The sequence below is a fragment of the Leptonema illini DSM 21528 genome (genome assembly GCF_000243335.1).
Lineage (GTDB): Bacteria > Spirochaetota > Leptospiria > Leptospirales > Leptonemataceae > Leptonema > Leptonema illini.
The window spans coordinates 438,489-454,397 of sequence record NZ_JH597773.1; the positions used below are offsets into that span (position 1 = coordinate 438,489).

A 15,909-nucleotide genomic window follows, 5' to 3' on the forward strand; every position below is an offset into this window, starting at 1 on the left:
CCGCTCGCCACCCGAAGTGCTGCCGCTCGACTTGCATGTTTAAGACGCGCCGCCAGCGTTAGTTCTGAGCCAGGATCAAACTCTCCGTTATGAATCTATCTTGCGATAGATTACACGTTTTTTCGAACGTGCATGCTTATCCGATTCACATCGAGCATACACGCTGCGCGGCCTTTACTTGATTCAAGACCGCACCTTACGGAACAGAAAGTCCTGACGAAATCTGGACTACTCGCTTTTGAGCTTTCCTTCTGGATTTTAAAGATCAATACTGTTTTCTGCCCGGCCTCACTTCATCTCGCAGGAGATTCCGTTACTGCCGCTTTGCTCGACATTACATCGAGCCGGCTTCTGCAACCTTCTGGGTCGCTGCTCCCTTCTACAAGAGAGCGTTCAGCCCGTCGCTGTGATCGCTCACTCGGGGCTTCCCGTGGTTTTGATCTCATCGATCATCGCCGCCGGAGATGACCATCTGTTTCAGGATGGCCTCGCAGTCAATCCGCTTTTATGTTCTACATCCCCTTTTTTCGCAAATTTTCAAGATCGCTCTCGAAAACTTGCTTATCGGTGATTTGCTCCGAAAAGCTTCACAGACAAAGGGCAGAGAGACATAATCTCGTCTAACCGCTTCCCGCCACATCACTGCAGCGGAAGATCAAAGAAACGTACACGCCTCTACGGTCAAATCATTTTTATGTCCAGGAGCGCAAAAAGATGGAATTTTATGCTCTCTCTATCTCTATGGGGCTTGCACGATACGAAAACGCCATCTGCTATCAACGGAAGACATGCAGGCACAGTGCTCAGGGAGGGCCATGTAATCTGGCCGCTTAATAGTAATGAAGAGATCAGAGTTGTGCAGCTCTGATCCTCCCATCATCCCTTAACACAGAGGATCTGCTTCAACTGGTATACGACTTCGACAAGGTCGCTCTGACGCTGCATCACCGCATCAATATCTTTATAGGCCGAGGGGATTTCATCGAGCACTCCGGGATCTTTGCGGCATTCGACGCCGGCCGTTTCACGTTCAAGATCGGCGGCCGAGAAACGCCGCTTCGCCTCGCCCCGGCTCATGCGACGTCCCGCCCCATGTGAGGCGCTCTCGAAGGAATCTGGATTACCGAGGCCGCGCACGATGTAGGATCGCGTACCCATAGAGCCGGGAATAATGCCCATCTCTCCCCTGCCCGCACGGATGGCTCCCTTTCGCGTCACAAGCACGTTCTCGCCGAAATGCATCTCTTCGGCTACATAGTTATGGTGACAGATAACGCGTTCCTGCTCCTGTAGCCGCGGAAAGAAGCGCTTGAGGGCTTTGCTGTATAACCCGAGCATCACCAGTCGGTTCAGATACGCATAGCGCTGCGCCCAGAAAAGGTCACGCCGATATTCCTGCATCTCGGGCGTACCGGCAAGAAAGACGGCAAGGTCTCTGTCGGGTAAATCGGCGTTATGCGCCAGCTTGCGAGCTCGGGCAATATGGAATTCTGCGAGTTCTTTGCCGATGTTGCGCGAGCCCGAATGAAGCATCATCCATACGGAATCGTTCGTATCAAGGCAGAGCTCGATGAAGTGATTGCCTCCGCCAAGCGTTCCGATCTGGCGTGTGGCCTTCTCGCGAAGCCCCTGCGCTACGCGGGCAAGATCAGCATATTCATGGAAAAGACGATCCGCCATCTTTCTTGATTCGCGATCGTCTCGCTCCAGGGCCCTGTCAATGGCCGGATCTCTGTGCATGTTGAATCCCACAGGGATGGCACGCTCGATTTCAGATCGAAGCTCTTTCAGCGAGTCGGGAAGATCGGACGCATTAAGATTTGTTTTAACGGCCGCCATACCGCAGCCGATGTCGACCCCGACAGCTGCGGGAGCGATGGCCTCTTTCATGGCGATCACGGAGCCGACGGTCGCACCGATGCCATAATGCACGTCGGGCATAGCGCAGATCTGCTTGAATACCCAGGGAAGCGCCGCCGTGTTTTGAAGCTGCCTGAGGGCCGCCCCCTCCACCTCTGCGGGGTCGGCCCAGATTCGAATCGGAACGCCTGTTGTTTGAATCGTCGAAGCGGACATAGAATTCCAGATATCGACGTCAAGCGTTCTCTTTCAAGCGTTTTCTCTACCGCAAACCCCGAGGCCATAAAGGGCCTCGGGTCTGCTTTAAACCCTGAATACCAGAAAGACCTCCGGTATTCGACTAACGATCAGCGGTGCTCCAGGCATATACGGCGTCGATATCGGCTGCGGCATCAAAAGAATCATAGGCCAGCGGATACTCAACCGTATCTCTGGACCACGCCGTAACCAGCCTGATATAGACAAAGCCGTTCAGCCTCATGCGATTTCTCGCAGTCACGCTGCACGGCGTTCTGCCGTCCGTGCCAGATCCGCTGCTTCCGAATTCTGCGTCGTCAAGATCAAAGGCGTCGCCGTTTGCAACATTGCCGCCGATCTGAACGCCGCCAAAGCGCAGATAGTTGCTCTGCCTGCGCGTTTCGGCCAGATTCGGACCTCCGCTTTTATAACGACCGTCGGGCATTAAATAGGCGGGATCGGTTTCTTTGATACCGACATACTGCGGGTTCCATCCGCACCAGTCCGAGCCGTTATCTGAAATCTCGACGATAAGCGGCTCCATAAAGAAGTTTCCGCTGCCCGGCGTTCCGACCTCGAATCCGTTTTCGTACACGCGAAAATCTTCTCCCTGTTGATTCAACACGCGTCTGCCCGACCACTCGAGAACGACGCACTGCTCCGCCGCACGCCGGTCTTTTGTTCCCATCACAGGGCTGAACGAACCCGACGGAGCCGGTAACTGTGAGTAAGCAGGCACGGTCGTATGATCCTTACAATAGGAGAAGGGCCCGGTCGTTCTTTCGTAACGCATACTGTAAACACCGAACGTACCGCCAATCCCATCGGCCGCCGCGGCCGGATTGCCGTACGAGGACGCCGACGTATTCGTCGCCTCGGTGACGGTATCGGCTTGAAACTCTCCTTCCTCTGCAACGATCGTCTTTACGCCGGTCGAAGGCGATTGCAGAAGGGAAAGCAAGGCGTCGTCCGTCGAGGCTGCATCGGGAACACAGGCAATCGCTATGCACAGGACTCCGGGTAGCAATCCCCTGAAACCTCGCGGAATCCGTTTCATGGCTGAATTCTTCTTCACTGTTGTAACCCCGCAGGTATCGTGAATTTCCGATCTCGCTATCTCGTTCAAACAACGAGCGCACAGGCATTGTCCGTATTGTTCATTCAGCGCGTTATACTGCTCTTCAGTCAGAGAGACGGGAAAGCACTGGCATTCGCCGATATTCCCCGATCGGCAATAGAATCCGCCTTCGCAGCGCGGACAGAACTGTAATTCATACTTCTGCATACGAACCTCGACGTAGAGACGGCAGGCGTCGTTCGACCAGAGCGAAAGCGCCGAAAAGCACAGCGGAATAGACGACATTACCGAGCAGTGTGCCTTTGAAAAAGGGGATGGCGGCCACGTAGCATGTGAAGAGCCCCATCGCATCCATCGTATACATCGTTCCGCCGGCCCAGACTCCGAAGTTCGAGACGACGAAGAATAGCACCGCAGAAGCAAAAGAGACGCCGATCACCCGTAACGGTTCGATCTTGCGCAGATAGAAGATTCCGAGCAAAACGGTTAACACATAGGCCCCGTACTGCCAGTAGAATCCGTCATAGAAGAAAACGAACCAGTCGTAATATCCGGCATAGATCACGTTATTCAAAACGAGATCAGAAGCGAAAACTGACAGCAGGGGAACAATGAAAGCCTGCCATCGTTTCTCGAAATGCGCTCCTCCAAAAAGCGCTATGGCTCCGAGAGGAGAGAAGTTAGGCATATGCGGAAGAAAACGGCTCGCGACCATCAAGGCGATAAGCGTCGTCAACGCCAGCGGTCGCAAAAGAATGGAACGGTTATTCATAGATTTCTCCATAAGTATTAAGTTAAATGGGGGAAGCGGCCGTCAGCTCAAAGCGGATCAAGTTTTGACCAGTACGAAAAACCGCAGCTACCCGTTACGGTCGGATCAGTCGGATTCGCGGTCGTCGAGTCGGCCTTCGCATCAGCCAGTGTGGCCTTGCCATAGATAATCTCGCAGTAATAGATGTCGCCGTTATATACCGTCCATTGCATTCGGCTGATGCCGGGCGTCCAACAGGCGGGGCAGTCGACGTATGCGGTTCGCTTCGCATTGTCGAATTCGAGAACGGTTCTTTCTGGATTGCCGAATGGTGTCTCGGAGTTCCACGTTCCCGTATAACCAACTGAAGAGTGGAAGGAAGCGTGAATTTGATGGATCATGTCGGCATGGCCGTCGAAATCGAAATCCTCGCCGTATTCGCCGTTGATTTCCAGCTCAATCGGCGCCTGAGGCAGTGCGGGGGCTTGAAACGAGGCACTGAGAGCGGCAAGCATCGCTACAGATGCATCCTCTTTCTCTAAAGAAGATAATTCGCATGCTGCAGTCAAAAGAGAAAGCACCGGCAAGAGCAGCAAGGAAATGAGTCGTATCGACCCGGTTAAGCGTATCATAGGTTTCTCCTGAATTAGAATTCCGGAGAAAGTACGCCTTTGAAAACTGTACGGTCCCCGGAGCTTAACTCCGGGGGGCCCCCTGCTGTTGCAGGTTGTAACGATCGTTTACGGGCGCATCGTTACGAGGAAGATCTGGCTCAGAGCGCAAAACGCTCAATACAGTTACACCGTTAGCGGAGGATTCTCACCTCCTTCCTCCCTGAGGAAAGCAGGATCACAATCCCACAGAGCGTAATTGGCGCAATAAAAAAAGCTGGCCCGTCAATGCAGCGGAAAAGATTCTGTCCCTACTTTCGGGAGGAACCGGGTGCAAGTCCCGGGCTGTCGCGCAACTGTAAGTTCGAAAGAACAAGCCAGATCTTCCCTGCAATTCGGTCACGCGTCAATGACCGCTGCACGATTCGCCATAGCGAAGGGAGCCCGGAAGCAACCGGAGGTCCCTTTGAAAATAGATATTCCAGCGAAACGCTTTTCTTCTATACAAGAACGAGACAGTCGACGCCATGGAGTCGCCGTTTTGTCCATTCTGGCGCTGCTTCTACTTCATCATCCGGCCATGGCCGTCCCTTCCACTGAAGAAGAGGAGAAGTCCCCCGAAGTCGTCGTTACGGCTCCACGCGAGAACGATGATACCGTACGCTCCACGGGAAGTCGCACGCAGATCGACGTCACGCAGGCCGACGGACGCATGATCGGCGTCGATGAGATCATCGAAAAAGAAGCGGGCATTCGTATACGCCGATACGGCGGAGCGGGTTCGTATTCCACCGTATCGATTCGCGGATCGACGGCCAATCAGGTGAATCTGTATATCGACGGCATTCCGCTCAATCATGCGGCGATGGGAGAGGTTAACCTTTCGACGCTCAATCTCGATTCGTTTGATAGAATCGAGATCCGTCGCGGCGGCGATACGGCCGGCTCCCCCGTCGGCGGAGCCATTCATCTGACGACGGCGAAAAGGCGTGAAACGCCGATCGGACATCGCGTGGCGACGACAGCCGGCTCGTTTGATACGTTCCGCCTGCTCGGCGAGACCTGGGGCGGCGAGAATTTCACCTATGATCTGACGGCGAAGGCCGAAAGCTCGCGGCAGAACTTTCGCTTTCATAACGATAACGGAACGCCGGTCATCAACACGATCGACGACTTCGACGATACGCGAGAAAACGCCGACTATCGAAACGCCTTCGCCACCATGCGCTTCGGATTTCATGCGTTGAAAACCGACTTCAAGATCCTGAACGATACGGCAAAGACCGAGAACGGACTTCCGGGCCCCATCGCACGACAGACGGAGCGCACACGCACCGAATTGCTGCGCAATACGACCGGCATCAGCACCGATACAAAAGGCCTCGGCTTTGAATGGTTGCGGCTGCAGAACCGGGCCTTCTTTACCGAATACCAATCCGAGTTTCATGATCCCGACCAGGAATTCGATCCGTCCACGCCGCACAGCTTTTCGCGACTGCGCAGCTACGGCTTTCATATAGAACCGACGCTTTATCTTCTCGATTATTATCAGACCATCCGCTTCTTTCTCGCAACGGAGCGCGAAGGCTACTGGAAAGAGCGTCGGAACCGCTTCAATGAACGAGTGGAAAAGCTACCGACGAAGACGCGCACAAAAGAGATCGCTCGCATCGAAGATGAATTCTCTTTTCTCAAAGAGCGCATCATCATCACCGCCTCGGCCGAATACCAGCGTATCACCGATCGCTTTCCTGAAGCTGAGTGGCGCTTTCGATCTCTGTTTGATGAAGATCCGACCTACAAGCAGCAGCACTTGCAAAACTACGCAGGCGGCCTCAGACTTGTCGTCTTTCGCGAGAAAAAAAACGATCTCTATCTGAAAGGGAACGCCTCGTCGGGCAGTCGCATTCCTCTGTTTGTCGAGATATTCGGACAGCCGGGCTCCATCATCGGAAACCCATCCCTGAAGCCCGAAAAGGCAGATCAATTAGAGGGAGGCGTCGGAGCCTCTCTTGACAAACCGGCGCAGCTTCCCTTCAAGGCCGATATAGAGATCATCGCCTTTGATCGACGGGTTCGCGATCTTATTCTTTTCGTGCCGAATTCGCAGTTCTCTGTAAGGCCCGAAAACGTCGACCGTGCCCGCATTCGTGGAGTCGAATTCTCGCTGAATCTCAAGGCATTCGATCATCTGCGCCTGTTCTCGAACTATACGTTTCAGAAGGCGATCAACGAATCCGAAATCCGCTATGTAAAAGGAAAGTATCTCGCCTATCAACCTCTTCACGATTTTGCAGGCGGAGTTTCTCTGTATAACGATTACGTGGAGGGAGGCGTCGATGTCAGCTATCAGGGCGCCCTTTATCGAGATCGCACGAACGATCCTTTCAACTATCAGCCCGGCTACTGGCTGTACGGCATCTTTCTGCGCTGGCAGGTATTTGGAGCCCGTGAGAAAGAGAAAGATCTGCGCATCACGCTCGATGTGAAGAATCTTCTCGACCGTCGCGCCGTTGAAATTAGCGGCTATCCTCTTCCAGGCCGATCCATGTATCTCACGGTCAGCTATCGCTTTTGAGATAGGTTACAGATTACAGATATTTTGCCAGACGTCATTATACGGGAGTCCCTTCATGAAAATCAAATCTGACAGGCATTATTTCAGCGTTTACGGTCGGGCAATCCTGCCACTGCTTATTCTCATAACGCAGTCCTGCTCTTTAATAAAAGACATCGAAAAACCACAGGCCGCCGATCTCTTCTATCAGCTCCTTCTGGGAAGCGGTGCGAACCGCATCGGAGTCGTCTCAAGCGATCTGGGCCCGTCGGGAAGATTCAGCGTGATGCATCCGGAAGGAGTGGCCGTACCTTTCTTCACGTCCATTCACTCCGACGCTATGGCCCGATACTTCAACGGCCGGGTCTTTATCGTGAACAGGCTGGGTCGCGACGGCATTCAGGTTCTTGATCCGCAATCGGCGTATCTGACCGTTTCGGAGTACTCGACGGGTAACGCCTCCAATCCGCACGACATCGTCGTTACGGCTAACGGAAAGGGATACATCTCTCTTTACGGAAAAAACAACATCCTCGTCGTCCAGCCCGAATCGGGCGCCGTCATCGGCTCCGTTTCGCTGGCCGCCTACTCCGATCCCGATGGATATCCGGAGGTCAGCGGCCTGCATGCCGAAGGCAACCGCGTCTTTGCCGCAGTGCAACGCCTCTATCGTAACGATCCTTTTTCCACCTGGCCGCCTGTCGCCGGTTATCCGTCATTGCTTGTAGAGATCGACGCCGGCAGCGATACGATCGTCGCCGCACACGCCATGCCCTTCTCCAACCCGTTCAGCAAACTTCGCCGCGTGGACCTTTTCGGCCAACCACATCTTGTGGTCGCCTGTCCTTCCTGGCTCGGCTACAACTTCAGAATCGATGGGGGCATCATTGCTTTCAATCTCGCTACGAATAGTTTTAAGATCCTGTATCGAGAAACGGCGGCAGGCGGCGACATTCTCGATGTAGTAATCAAGAACGACTCCGTGGGATATGCGAGCATCCTCTTTCAGGATTTCTCGACGGCGATTCAAAGATTCAACCCGACGACAGGAGCGCGAACAGGCAATCTACTTTTCGCCCCGAATTGGGGACGCTATGTCGCCGGTATGCTTCTCACCGATGACGGCAGGCTATACCTGGGCGACAGCAGTTATACAGAGCCGGGCATCTCCATCTATGATACGAATGCCGGCGATCTGAAACTGACTCCGCTACCCGTTCCAATCGGATTGCGGCCGACGGATCTGGTTTATATCCCGTAGGGGCGCACCTGGCTGCTATCTAAATCCAGGAAAAGATTAACCACAGAGGTCGCGGAGGAGATGATCAAAGAGAGAACAATCGGAGGAGAGTAAAAAAGAAATACAACAGTAGGGACAGGACGACCATCCCATTCTCTCAACCCTTTATTCCCTCCATAGTTAAACCTCTTCTCCGCGTCCTCTGAGCCCTCAGAGGTTAACCTTTTCTGCAGCGATGCCACAAGAAAAACCAGAGTAATTTACCGCAGAGGTCGCTGAGAACACTGAGAAGACCAGAAAGAGAAAAAAGGAGATAGGTGTGTGGATGCCTTCTCCCCTTTTCCTCTTTCGCGCTTTTCGTGTATTTCGTGGAAAAAATCCGTTCACCACGGAGGCACGGAGGAGATGATCAAAGAGAGAACAATCGGAGGAGAGTAAAAAAGAAATACAACAGTAGGGACAGGACGACCATCCCATTCTCTCAACCCTTTATTCCCTCCATAGTTAAACCTCTTCTCCGCGTCCTCTGAGCCCTCAGAGGTTAACCTTTTCTGCAGCGATGCCACAAGAAAAACCAGAGTAATTTACCGCAGAGGTCGCTGAGGACACAGAGAAGACCAGAGAGAGAAAAAAAAGATAGGTGTGTGGATACTTCCCCCTTTTCTTCTTTCGCGCTTTTCGCGTATTTCGCGGTTAATAAATCCTTCTGACCGCGAAAGGCGCGAAATACGCGAAAACGATCCAAAACCGAAGAGAGTTCATACACTGAAAAACCCCACCCTATTCCTCTTTTCTCCGCGCCCTCTGAGCACTCCGCGGTTAACTTTTCCTATAAAAGAAGAGGCCGCCCTGGGGCGACCTCTTTCTAACAATGGATGCTCGTAACTCGTGTTTCGATCAGGCGAACCAGCGCTTCACGGCTTCGGCGGGCAGAGATTCGCCCGAGAGACGTGCTCGCTGAACCATCGTCCAGAATCCGCGATACGTTGCGCGGTCATGCAGCTCGCCTTCATACTGAATCGGGCCCCAGCTTGCGTCCTGTGCGGCGACGAGGATGTTCACGGCCTTTGCAACTTCGGAATGATCGGGCTTCATCGCCTCGACGATAGCGTCGATCTGCGTCGGATAAATCGACCACATACGCAGGAATCCGAATTTGTAACGAGCGGTATGGGCGTCGTCCTTCGTCTGCTCATAGTTCTTAAGATCGAGCGTGACGTTATGCGCCGGAATGACGCCGTTCGAAAGAGCGGCGGCGACGACGTTCGCCTTCGCGCGACGCAGCAGTTCGTGCTCGAACTGGCCGGGGCTTTTCATATTCGAGAGCGAGATGGCGCCATGATGTCCCGAGATGAAGTCCATCAGGCCGAAGTCCAGCACCTGCAGCCAGGGAAGTGTGGCGATCTTTTCAACGTCTCGAAGAGCGCCGTGAGTTTCGATCAAGACGTGGATGGGAATCTCGCGCTTCAATCCGGCTTTTGATGCCGTATTGCGGATGTAATCGATCATCTCGGCGACCTGCTCCCATTTCGTCGGCTTCGGAATGGTGATGTAGGTGACCTTATCGCCGGCTCCGTTGATGACGATCTCTGCATCCTGCTTCCAGTGAGCCGTGTGCGTGTAGTCGTGAATACGAACGCCTGCCATCTTGAACTCGTTCTCTGCGGAATTCAGAAGACGGACGATCATCTCGGCGTGCTCCTTTTCCTGTCCTGTCGGAGCGCCATCTTCGCAGTCCATCGTGACATCGAATACGGGTCCCTTCTCTTTTTGAAAGCTGAAGGCCTTCAGGATCATCTTCTCGTTTCCGGCAAAGTGCTCGCAGCTCGGAATAACCGGGAAGGGTTTTTCTCCGGCAAAAAGTGCGTCATTGGGGTGGACCATGCTATTTTCTCTCCCTGTACTATCGCGATAATGGGGATCGCTCAATAAAACGATCGTTCTCGCTAAATTTTTTATGCAGCCTCTCTGTTCCACCATATTTTCAAACGAACACCGGCGCTGCCCTCGTTCCCTTTCTCCCGCGAGCAGATCCACTCAGAAAAAAGGGATTGACCTTGTGCCTTTTCTCCGACCTTCTTTTAGCCGGACGCCGGCCAGACAAACGATGGAATTTCAGATCAGAACTGCTCTCGGTGTACTCGATCAAGATCTACGCCTTTCCGACGCCGATACCCGTCTGTGCGAGATTCTCGGCATAGAGAGCAACTCCGTTCAGGGCTGCCCTTTCGAGCAGTTCTTGCCCGACGAATCAAAGACCGACTTCCGGCGAGCCGTCACTCATGCGCTTCGCGACGGAAGCCATGAGACCAGCATCACTTTACAGAATGGCGACGGTTCCTACGTTTTTGTCGCAGACATGCAGTTGCGACGCCTCGCCGCCTATACAATTTTAATTCAGGTCGTCGATTCGACGCGGGCCCGGCGCATTGAGGGCTCCATCCGTTCTCTTGCCCGCGAAACGGCCCCGCTAACAGGTCAGGCCTTCTTTGATTCAGTCACAGAGCTGCTGGCAGAAGCAACAGGCATGCGCATCGCCTTTGTCGGTCGTCGCATCGCAAACGATCGCATCCGCACGATCTCGGTCTGGGATGACGCACGCGGAGGACGGGTCGACGATTTCGAGTACGAGCTGAAAGGCAGCCCGTGCGAGACGGTGGTAGCGAACGATCCCTGCTTTTTTTGTGATTCTGTCTGCCGGCGATTTCCAGAGGATGCTCTGCTACAGCAGATGCAGATGGAATCGTATCAGGGTATTCCCGTGCACAGCGTTGCCGGCGAACTGCTCGGTATTATCGTCCTTCTGCATGATCGACCAATGGAGCCGATTCCGGAGCTTGATCCGACCTTGACCTTGCTCGCCGCCCGCGCCGGTGCTGAGATGGAACGAATGGAATCGGAGCGGGCCCTGCTCGAGCAGCTGGCAGCCGACCAGAACTATATGTCGACCATCCTTGAGACCACGGGGGCTCTCATCATCGTCGTCGATCGTGACGGGAATATCATCACTTTCAATCGCGGATGCGAAGAGACCTCGGGCTATTCACGAGAAGAGGTCACCGGACAGCCCTTCTGGAAATACCTGATCCCCGAAGACGAAAGGCCGGCCGTCATAGAGGCATTGAAGTCGCTTTCCGCCGGCCACTTTCCCGCAACGTTCGAGAACCACTGGCTACGGCGCGATGGCACGAAGCGATGGATCTCGTGGTCGAATACCTGCACGTTGAAGCCCGATGGATCGGTCGATCTTGTTATCGGAACCGGCATCGACATCACCGAGAAGAAAGAGATGCAGCATGATCTTCTCCAGGCAAACGAAGAGCTGGCCGAACAGCTGGGCGCCGTCGATCAGGAACGCAATCTTCGCAAACAGATCATGGAGACAAGCGGTGCCATCGTGCTTGTCGTCGACGAAGAAGGCCGCCTTATCGAGTTTAACAGCGCTGCCGAGCAGGCAACAGGGTACGAACGAACAGAGGTCATCGGCCAATCCGCAACGCTTCTTGTTCCAGAAAAACTGCGCACGGTTACTCTGGCAGGCTTGAAAGAACGCCTTGCAGCAGGCACGGATTCATCAAGTGAATACATTCTGCTGCGCAAAGACGGTCAGAAGCGATGGGTAACCTGGCAGAACTCCGTCTATAGAGAGCCGCTGCTCGGCCGCAGATTGCTCATCTCAATTGGTATCGACATTACGGAACGTAAGAAGTTTGAGGAAGAACAGCAGCAGCTCTTTAAACAGATCGAGCGCACCTTTCAGGAGATCGTCCGCGAACGAAACTTTCGCCAGCAGATCCTTGATACGGCGGCAGCCATCATCTGTGTCGCCGATACGGACGGCAACGTCATCGAATTCAATCGCGTCGCCGAAGAGATCAGCGGTTATACAAAAGACGAGTTACTGGGTAAGCCTTACTTCATCCTGTTACCGCCTGATCAGCGCGACTCGGCTCGAAACCGCCTGAAACAGATGGAGGACGGCGATGTAGAGCACAATATTGTGTACCCCTGGTTGACCCGATCGGGCGACGAACGACATATTCTCTGGAGCAACTCCGCCTTCTTCGATCGGCAGGGCGGCATGGAATTCGTCATCGGCACCGGCATCGACATCACAGAACGAGTCGAGGTCGAACGTGTTCGCGAAGAGCTTTTTGAGCGATTACAGCATAGTCTACAGGAGTTGCAGCGCGAACGTGAATTCCGACAGAGCATCGTCGAGACCTCAAGCGCCCTCATCATCGTTCTCAGCGAAACGGGACAAATCATCGAATTCAATCGCGGCTGTGAAGAGGTGAGCGGCTATCGGCGCGATGAGGTCATCGGCCGACATTTCAGCTTTCTAATTCCTGTCGATGAAGGGCATCACGTGATGAACCGCTTCGCAGAAATGCCTCTTAAAGAGATCGAGCCGAACGTCGAGAACGGATGGCTTACGAAGTCGGGCGATATACGCTGGATTCTCTGGAATAACAGCTCGGTTACAGATCCACAGACCGGCCAGCAGATCATCATCGGAACGGGAATCGACATCACCGAACGAAAGAAAGCACAGAAAGAGCTTGCCGAAGCCTATGAAGATCTGAAGCTTCTGAACGATCACCTTGAAGATCGCGTGCGAGAACGCACGATGCAGCTCCAGGCGGCCAATCAGGAGCTGGAGGCCTTCTCCTATTCGGTATCCCACGACCTCCGCGCCCCCCTGCGTCATATTACCGGCTTCATTGATCTCATTCACATGAAGGCCTTCGAACTTGATCCTCAGCTGAGGAAATATCTCGATATCATCGCCGATTCTGCTAAGCGTATGGGCATGCTTATCGACGATCTTCTTCAGTTCTCGCGAATGGGCCGCACTGAGATGTCGCAGAGCGTGATAGATCTGAACGGTATCGTCACGAGAGTAATCAACGATCTTTCGTACGAAACGCAGGGCCGGAATATCGACTGGCGCATCACCGAGCTGCCGCGGATGCGCTGTGATCCGTCGATGATCCTGCTTGTTTTCCAGAATCTGATAGGAAATGCGCTGAAATTCACCAGAAACAGGGATCCCGCTGTCATCGAAATTTTTTCGGAACAGGCGGAAAAAGGCACGACAATCCATGTCAGGGATAACGGAGTCGGATTTGACATGCAATATGCCGATAAATTATTCGGCGTCTTCCAGCGGCTGCATAGAGCCGAGGAATTCGAAGGGACGGGAATAGGACTCGCCAACGTGCGACGCATCGTGCACAGACACGGCGGAACCGTCCATGTCGTCGCTGCCTTGAACGAAGGAGCCGACTTTTCATTTCATCTTCCGGAGTTACGATCATGACCGAACTAAAACATATTCTGCTCGTTGAAGACGATGAGCGCGACCTTGAACTGGCTCTGGCCGCCCTTGAAGGGGCCCGCCTTGCAAATCCCATCTCCGTGGCGCGAGACGGCGTGGAGGCCCTTGATTATCTCTTTCGCCGCGAGAAATACGCCGACCGCTGTAGTGGACTGCCCGCCGTCGTTCTGCTCGATCTCAAGCTTCCGAAACGCAACGGCATCGAGGTACTGACCGAGATCCGGCAGGATAAGACACTGCACAGTCTTCCCGTCGTCATGCTCACCTCGTCGCGCGAAGAGCCCGATATCGTTCGCTGCTATGAGATCGGCGCCAACGCCTACGTCGTTAAGCCCGTGGACTTTCAGGAATTCATGCGCGCCGTCGGAACGGTAGGCGCCTTCTGGGGCATCATCAATGAGCCTCCTGTAGAAACAAAGGCGCAGTAAAGGCGACCTCCATGAACGGCACCCTGAAAATACTGCATCTCGAAGATAACGATCTCGACGCCGAGCTTGTCGCCAGCGTCGTCGCCGGCGAAGGTCTGCAGTGTTCGATTCACCGTGTCCAGGATAAGGCAGGGTTCCTCTCCGCCCTGGAGAACGCCCCCGACATCATACTCGCCGACTTCAGCCTGCCCGGCTTTTCGGGCGCCGACGCGTTACAGATCGCTCGAGAGATATCGCCCCAAACGCCCTTCATTCTCGTTTCGGGAGCGCTCGGCGAAGAGCTGGCCATTGAGATGATTAAGAAAGGCATGACCGACTATGTAATGAAGCATCGCCTCAGCCGGCTTGCTCCGGCGATTCAGAGGGCATTGCGAGAGGCCGAAGAGATACAGACGCGACAGCGCGCCGAAAAAGAACGCGAAGAGGCGAACCGGGAGCTGGAGCGCGCCTTCATGCATACGTATGAGCTTGCCTTTGTAGATCAGTTAACCGGCATCCCCAATCGAGAGGCTCTGTTGCAGAATATCGAGCTGCTGATCACGCAGGGCGAGAACCCATTTCACGTATTGCTTCTGAACCTTGACGGCTTTCGCCGCATCAACTATCGTACGCGCTATGAGATCGGCGACAGCGTTCTCATAGCCATCGCAGATCGGGTAAGGAAGGCCCTGCCTGATGAGATCCGCTTTGGTCGTCTTGCCGGCGATTCCTTTCTCACAATCGTCAGACAGGGATCGCATGACCCTGAAGCGATCGCCGACACCATCATCAACGCCTTACAGCAACCCGTCGTCGTTCAGGAGCATGAATTCTTACAGAGCGGTACTGTGAGCATCGTGCGTTATCCGGATGACGGTCGCAACGGCGGCGGGCTGCTTAAAACGGCCGAACTCAATCTGCGCGAAGCAAGACGTACGGGCGGACGTGTTCGACGCTTCACCTCCGAAGACCGCCTGAACCTCGAACGCAGGCTCGCTATTGAAAACGCCCTTCTACAGAGAGACGTCGTCAACGAGATGTATCTCGTCTTTCAACCCAAAGGTCGCATCAGAGACGGAGCCGTACCCTCTCTCGAAGCCCTGATTCGCTGGAAGTCTCCTAAATTTGGTGAGCTCTCACCTGCACATTTTATTCCTCTGGCCGAAGAGATCGGCGCCATCACCTCGATGAGCGAGTGGATCATCGAAACGGGCCTGCAAACGCTTGAACGCATGGACGCTATGGGTTATCCTCCCGTGCATCTTGCCATCAACTTGTCGCCTATTCATCTGAAACGTCCGGACTTCCTGAGCGACCTTTTCGAGCTTTTTTCGCGGCATTCGATCGCTCCGGGTCGTATCGAATTCGAAATCACCGAGGGACTGTTGCTTGAAGATTCGGAGTGGACGGCCGGTATGCTGACCGAGCTGCGCAATGCCGGGTTTCGCCTTGCTCTCGACGATTTCGGCACAGGATTCTCAAATCTCGGTTATCTGAGCAGATTCCCCGTCGATACGATCAAGATCGATAGAAGCTTCATCAGCGAAATTCACATCAATGAACGAAACCGTAGCATCGTGCGGGCGATGATCTCGCTGGCCGAAGCCATGGGAAGCGAAACGGTCGCCGAAGGAGTCGAGCTCGAAGAGGAATTCCAGGCCCTTGCCGATCTGGGCTGTCATCTCATTCAGGGCTATTTTTTCAGCCGACCTCTTAAAACGGAAGATCTGTTCAATTTTTTACAGAATCGCTCACCGGTCCCTTAGTTTAAGCGACAATTTCCTTATTGCTTTTTTATTGAAATCGTCCGTCCAATAGGGCGTTCGA

10 protein-coding genes and 1 riboswitch are annotated in these 15,909 nt (G+C 53.9%); of the genes, 5 read left to right on the forward strand and 5 right to left on the reverse strand.

Features of this window, described 5'->3' with window-relative positions:
• Positions 1-876: 876 nt before the first annotated feature.
• From LEPIL_RS02000 to LEPIL_RS02015, 4 genes are all read right to left on the reverse strand, one after another.
• Positions 877-2,076, reverse strand: coding sequence for an RtcB family protein (locus tag LEPIL_RS02000; RefSeq protein WP_002769446.1), 1,200 nt, complete (start codon positions 2,074-2,076; stop codon positions 877-879).
• Between the two features lie 124 nt (positions 2,077-2,200).
• Positions 2,201-3,382 carry a cysteine-rich CWC family protein gene (locus tag LEPIL_RS02005; protein ID WP_002769447.1) on the reverse strand — a complete coding sequence of 394 codons (1,182 nt, stop codon included), beginning with the start codon at positions 3,380-3,382 and terminating at the stop codon, positions 2,201-2,203.
• A complete protein-coding gene (locus tag LEPIL_RS02010) occupies positions 3,369-3,947 on the reverse strand; it encodes a DUF6580 family putative transport protein (protein WP_002769448.1) in 579 nt (192 codons plus the stop codon). Before LEPIL_RS02010 ends, LEPIL_RS02005 begins: the two co-directional genes overlap by 14 nt.
• 47 nt (positions 3,948-3,994) lie before the next feature.
• Positions 3,995-4,558, reverse strand: a complete 564-nt coding sequence (locus tag LEPIL_RS02015) for a hypothetical protein (RefSeq protein ID WP_002769449.1) — start codon at positions 4,556-4,558, stop codon at positions 3,995-3,997.
• Between the two features lie 302 nt (positions 4,559-4,860).
• Positions 4,861-4,989: riboswitch (cobalamin riboswitch) on the forward strand.
• 14 nt (positions 4,990-5,003) lie between these two features.
• Here LEPIL_RS02015 and LEPIL_RS02020 point away from each other — a divergent pair.
• Positions 5,004-7,115 carry a TonB-dependent receptor gene (locus LEPIL_RS02020; protein WP_169314789.1) on the forward strand — a complete coding sequence of 704 codons (2,112 nt, stop codon included), beginning with the start codon at positions 5,004-5,006 and terminating at the stop codon, positions 7,113-7,115.
• Between the two features lie 55 nt (positions 7,116-7,170).
• Positions 7,171-8,355 (forward strand): NHL repeat-containing protein, encoded by a 1,185-nt coding sequence (locus tag LEPIL_RS02025; RefSeq protein WP_002769452.1) that lies wholly within the window; start codon positions 7,171-7,173, stop codon positions 8,353-8,355.
• 876 nt (positions 8,356-9,231) lie between these two features.
• Here LEPIL_RS02025 and LEPIL_RS02035 read toward each other — a convergent pair.
• Positions 9,232-10,218, reverse strand: coding sequence for an HpcH/HpaI aldolase/citrate lyase family protein (locus tag LEPIL_RS02035; protein ID WP_002769455.1), 987 nt, complete (start codon positions 10,216-10,218; stop codon positions 9,232-9,234).
• Between the two features lie 223 nt (positions 10,219-10,441).
• Here LEPIL_RS02035 and LEPIL_RS21460 point away from each other — a divergent pair, with 223 nt between their 5' ends.
• From LEPIL_RS21460 to LEPIL_RS02050, 3 genes are read left to right on the forward strand one after another with little or no spacing between them, the layout of a single operon-like run.
• Entirely contained in the window at positions 10,442-13,657 is a 3,216-nt protein-coding gene (locus LEPIL_RS21460) for a PAS domain S-box protein (protein ID WP_002769457.1), read from the forward strand.
• Positions 13,654-14,103, forward strand: a complete 450-nt coding sequence (locus tag LEPIL_RS02045; protein ID WP_002769459.1) for a response regulator — start codon at positions 13,654-13,656, stop codon at positions 14,101-14,103. The genes LEPIL_RS21460 and LEPIL_RS02045 overlap by 4 nt, the downstream gene beginning before the upstream one ends.
• 11 nt (positions 14,104-14,114) lie before the next feature.
• Positions 14,115-15,848, forward strand: a complete 1,734-nt coding sequence (locus tag LEPIL_RS02050) for a putative bifunctional diguanylate cyclase/phosphodiesterase (protein ID WP_002769461.1) — start codon at positions 14,115-14,117, stop codon at positions 15,846-15,848.
• Positions 15,849-15,909: the final 61 nt, after the last annotated feature.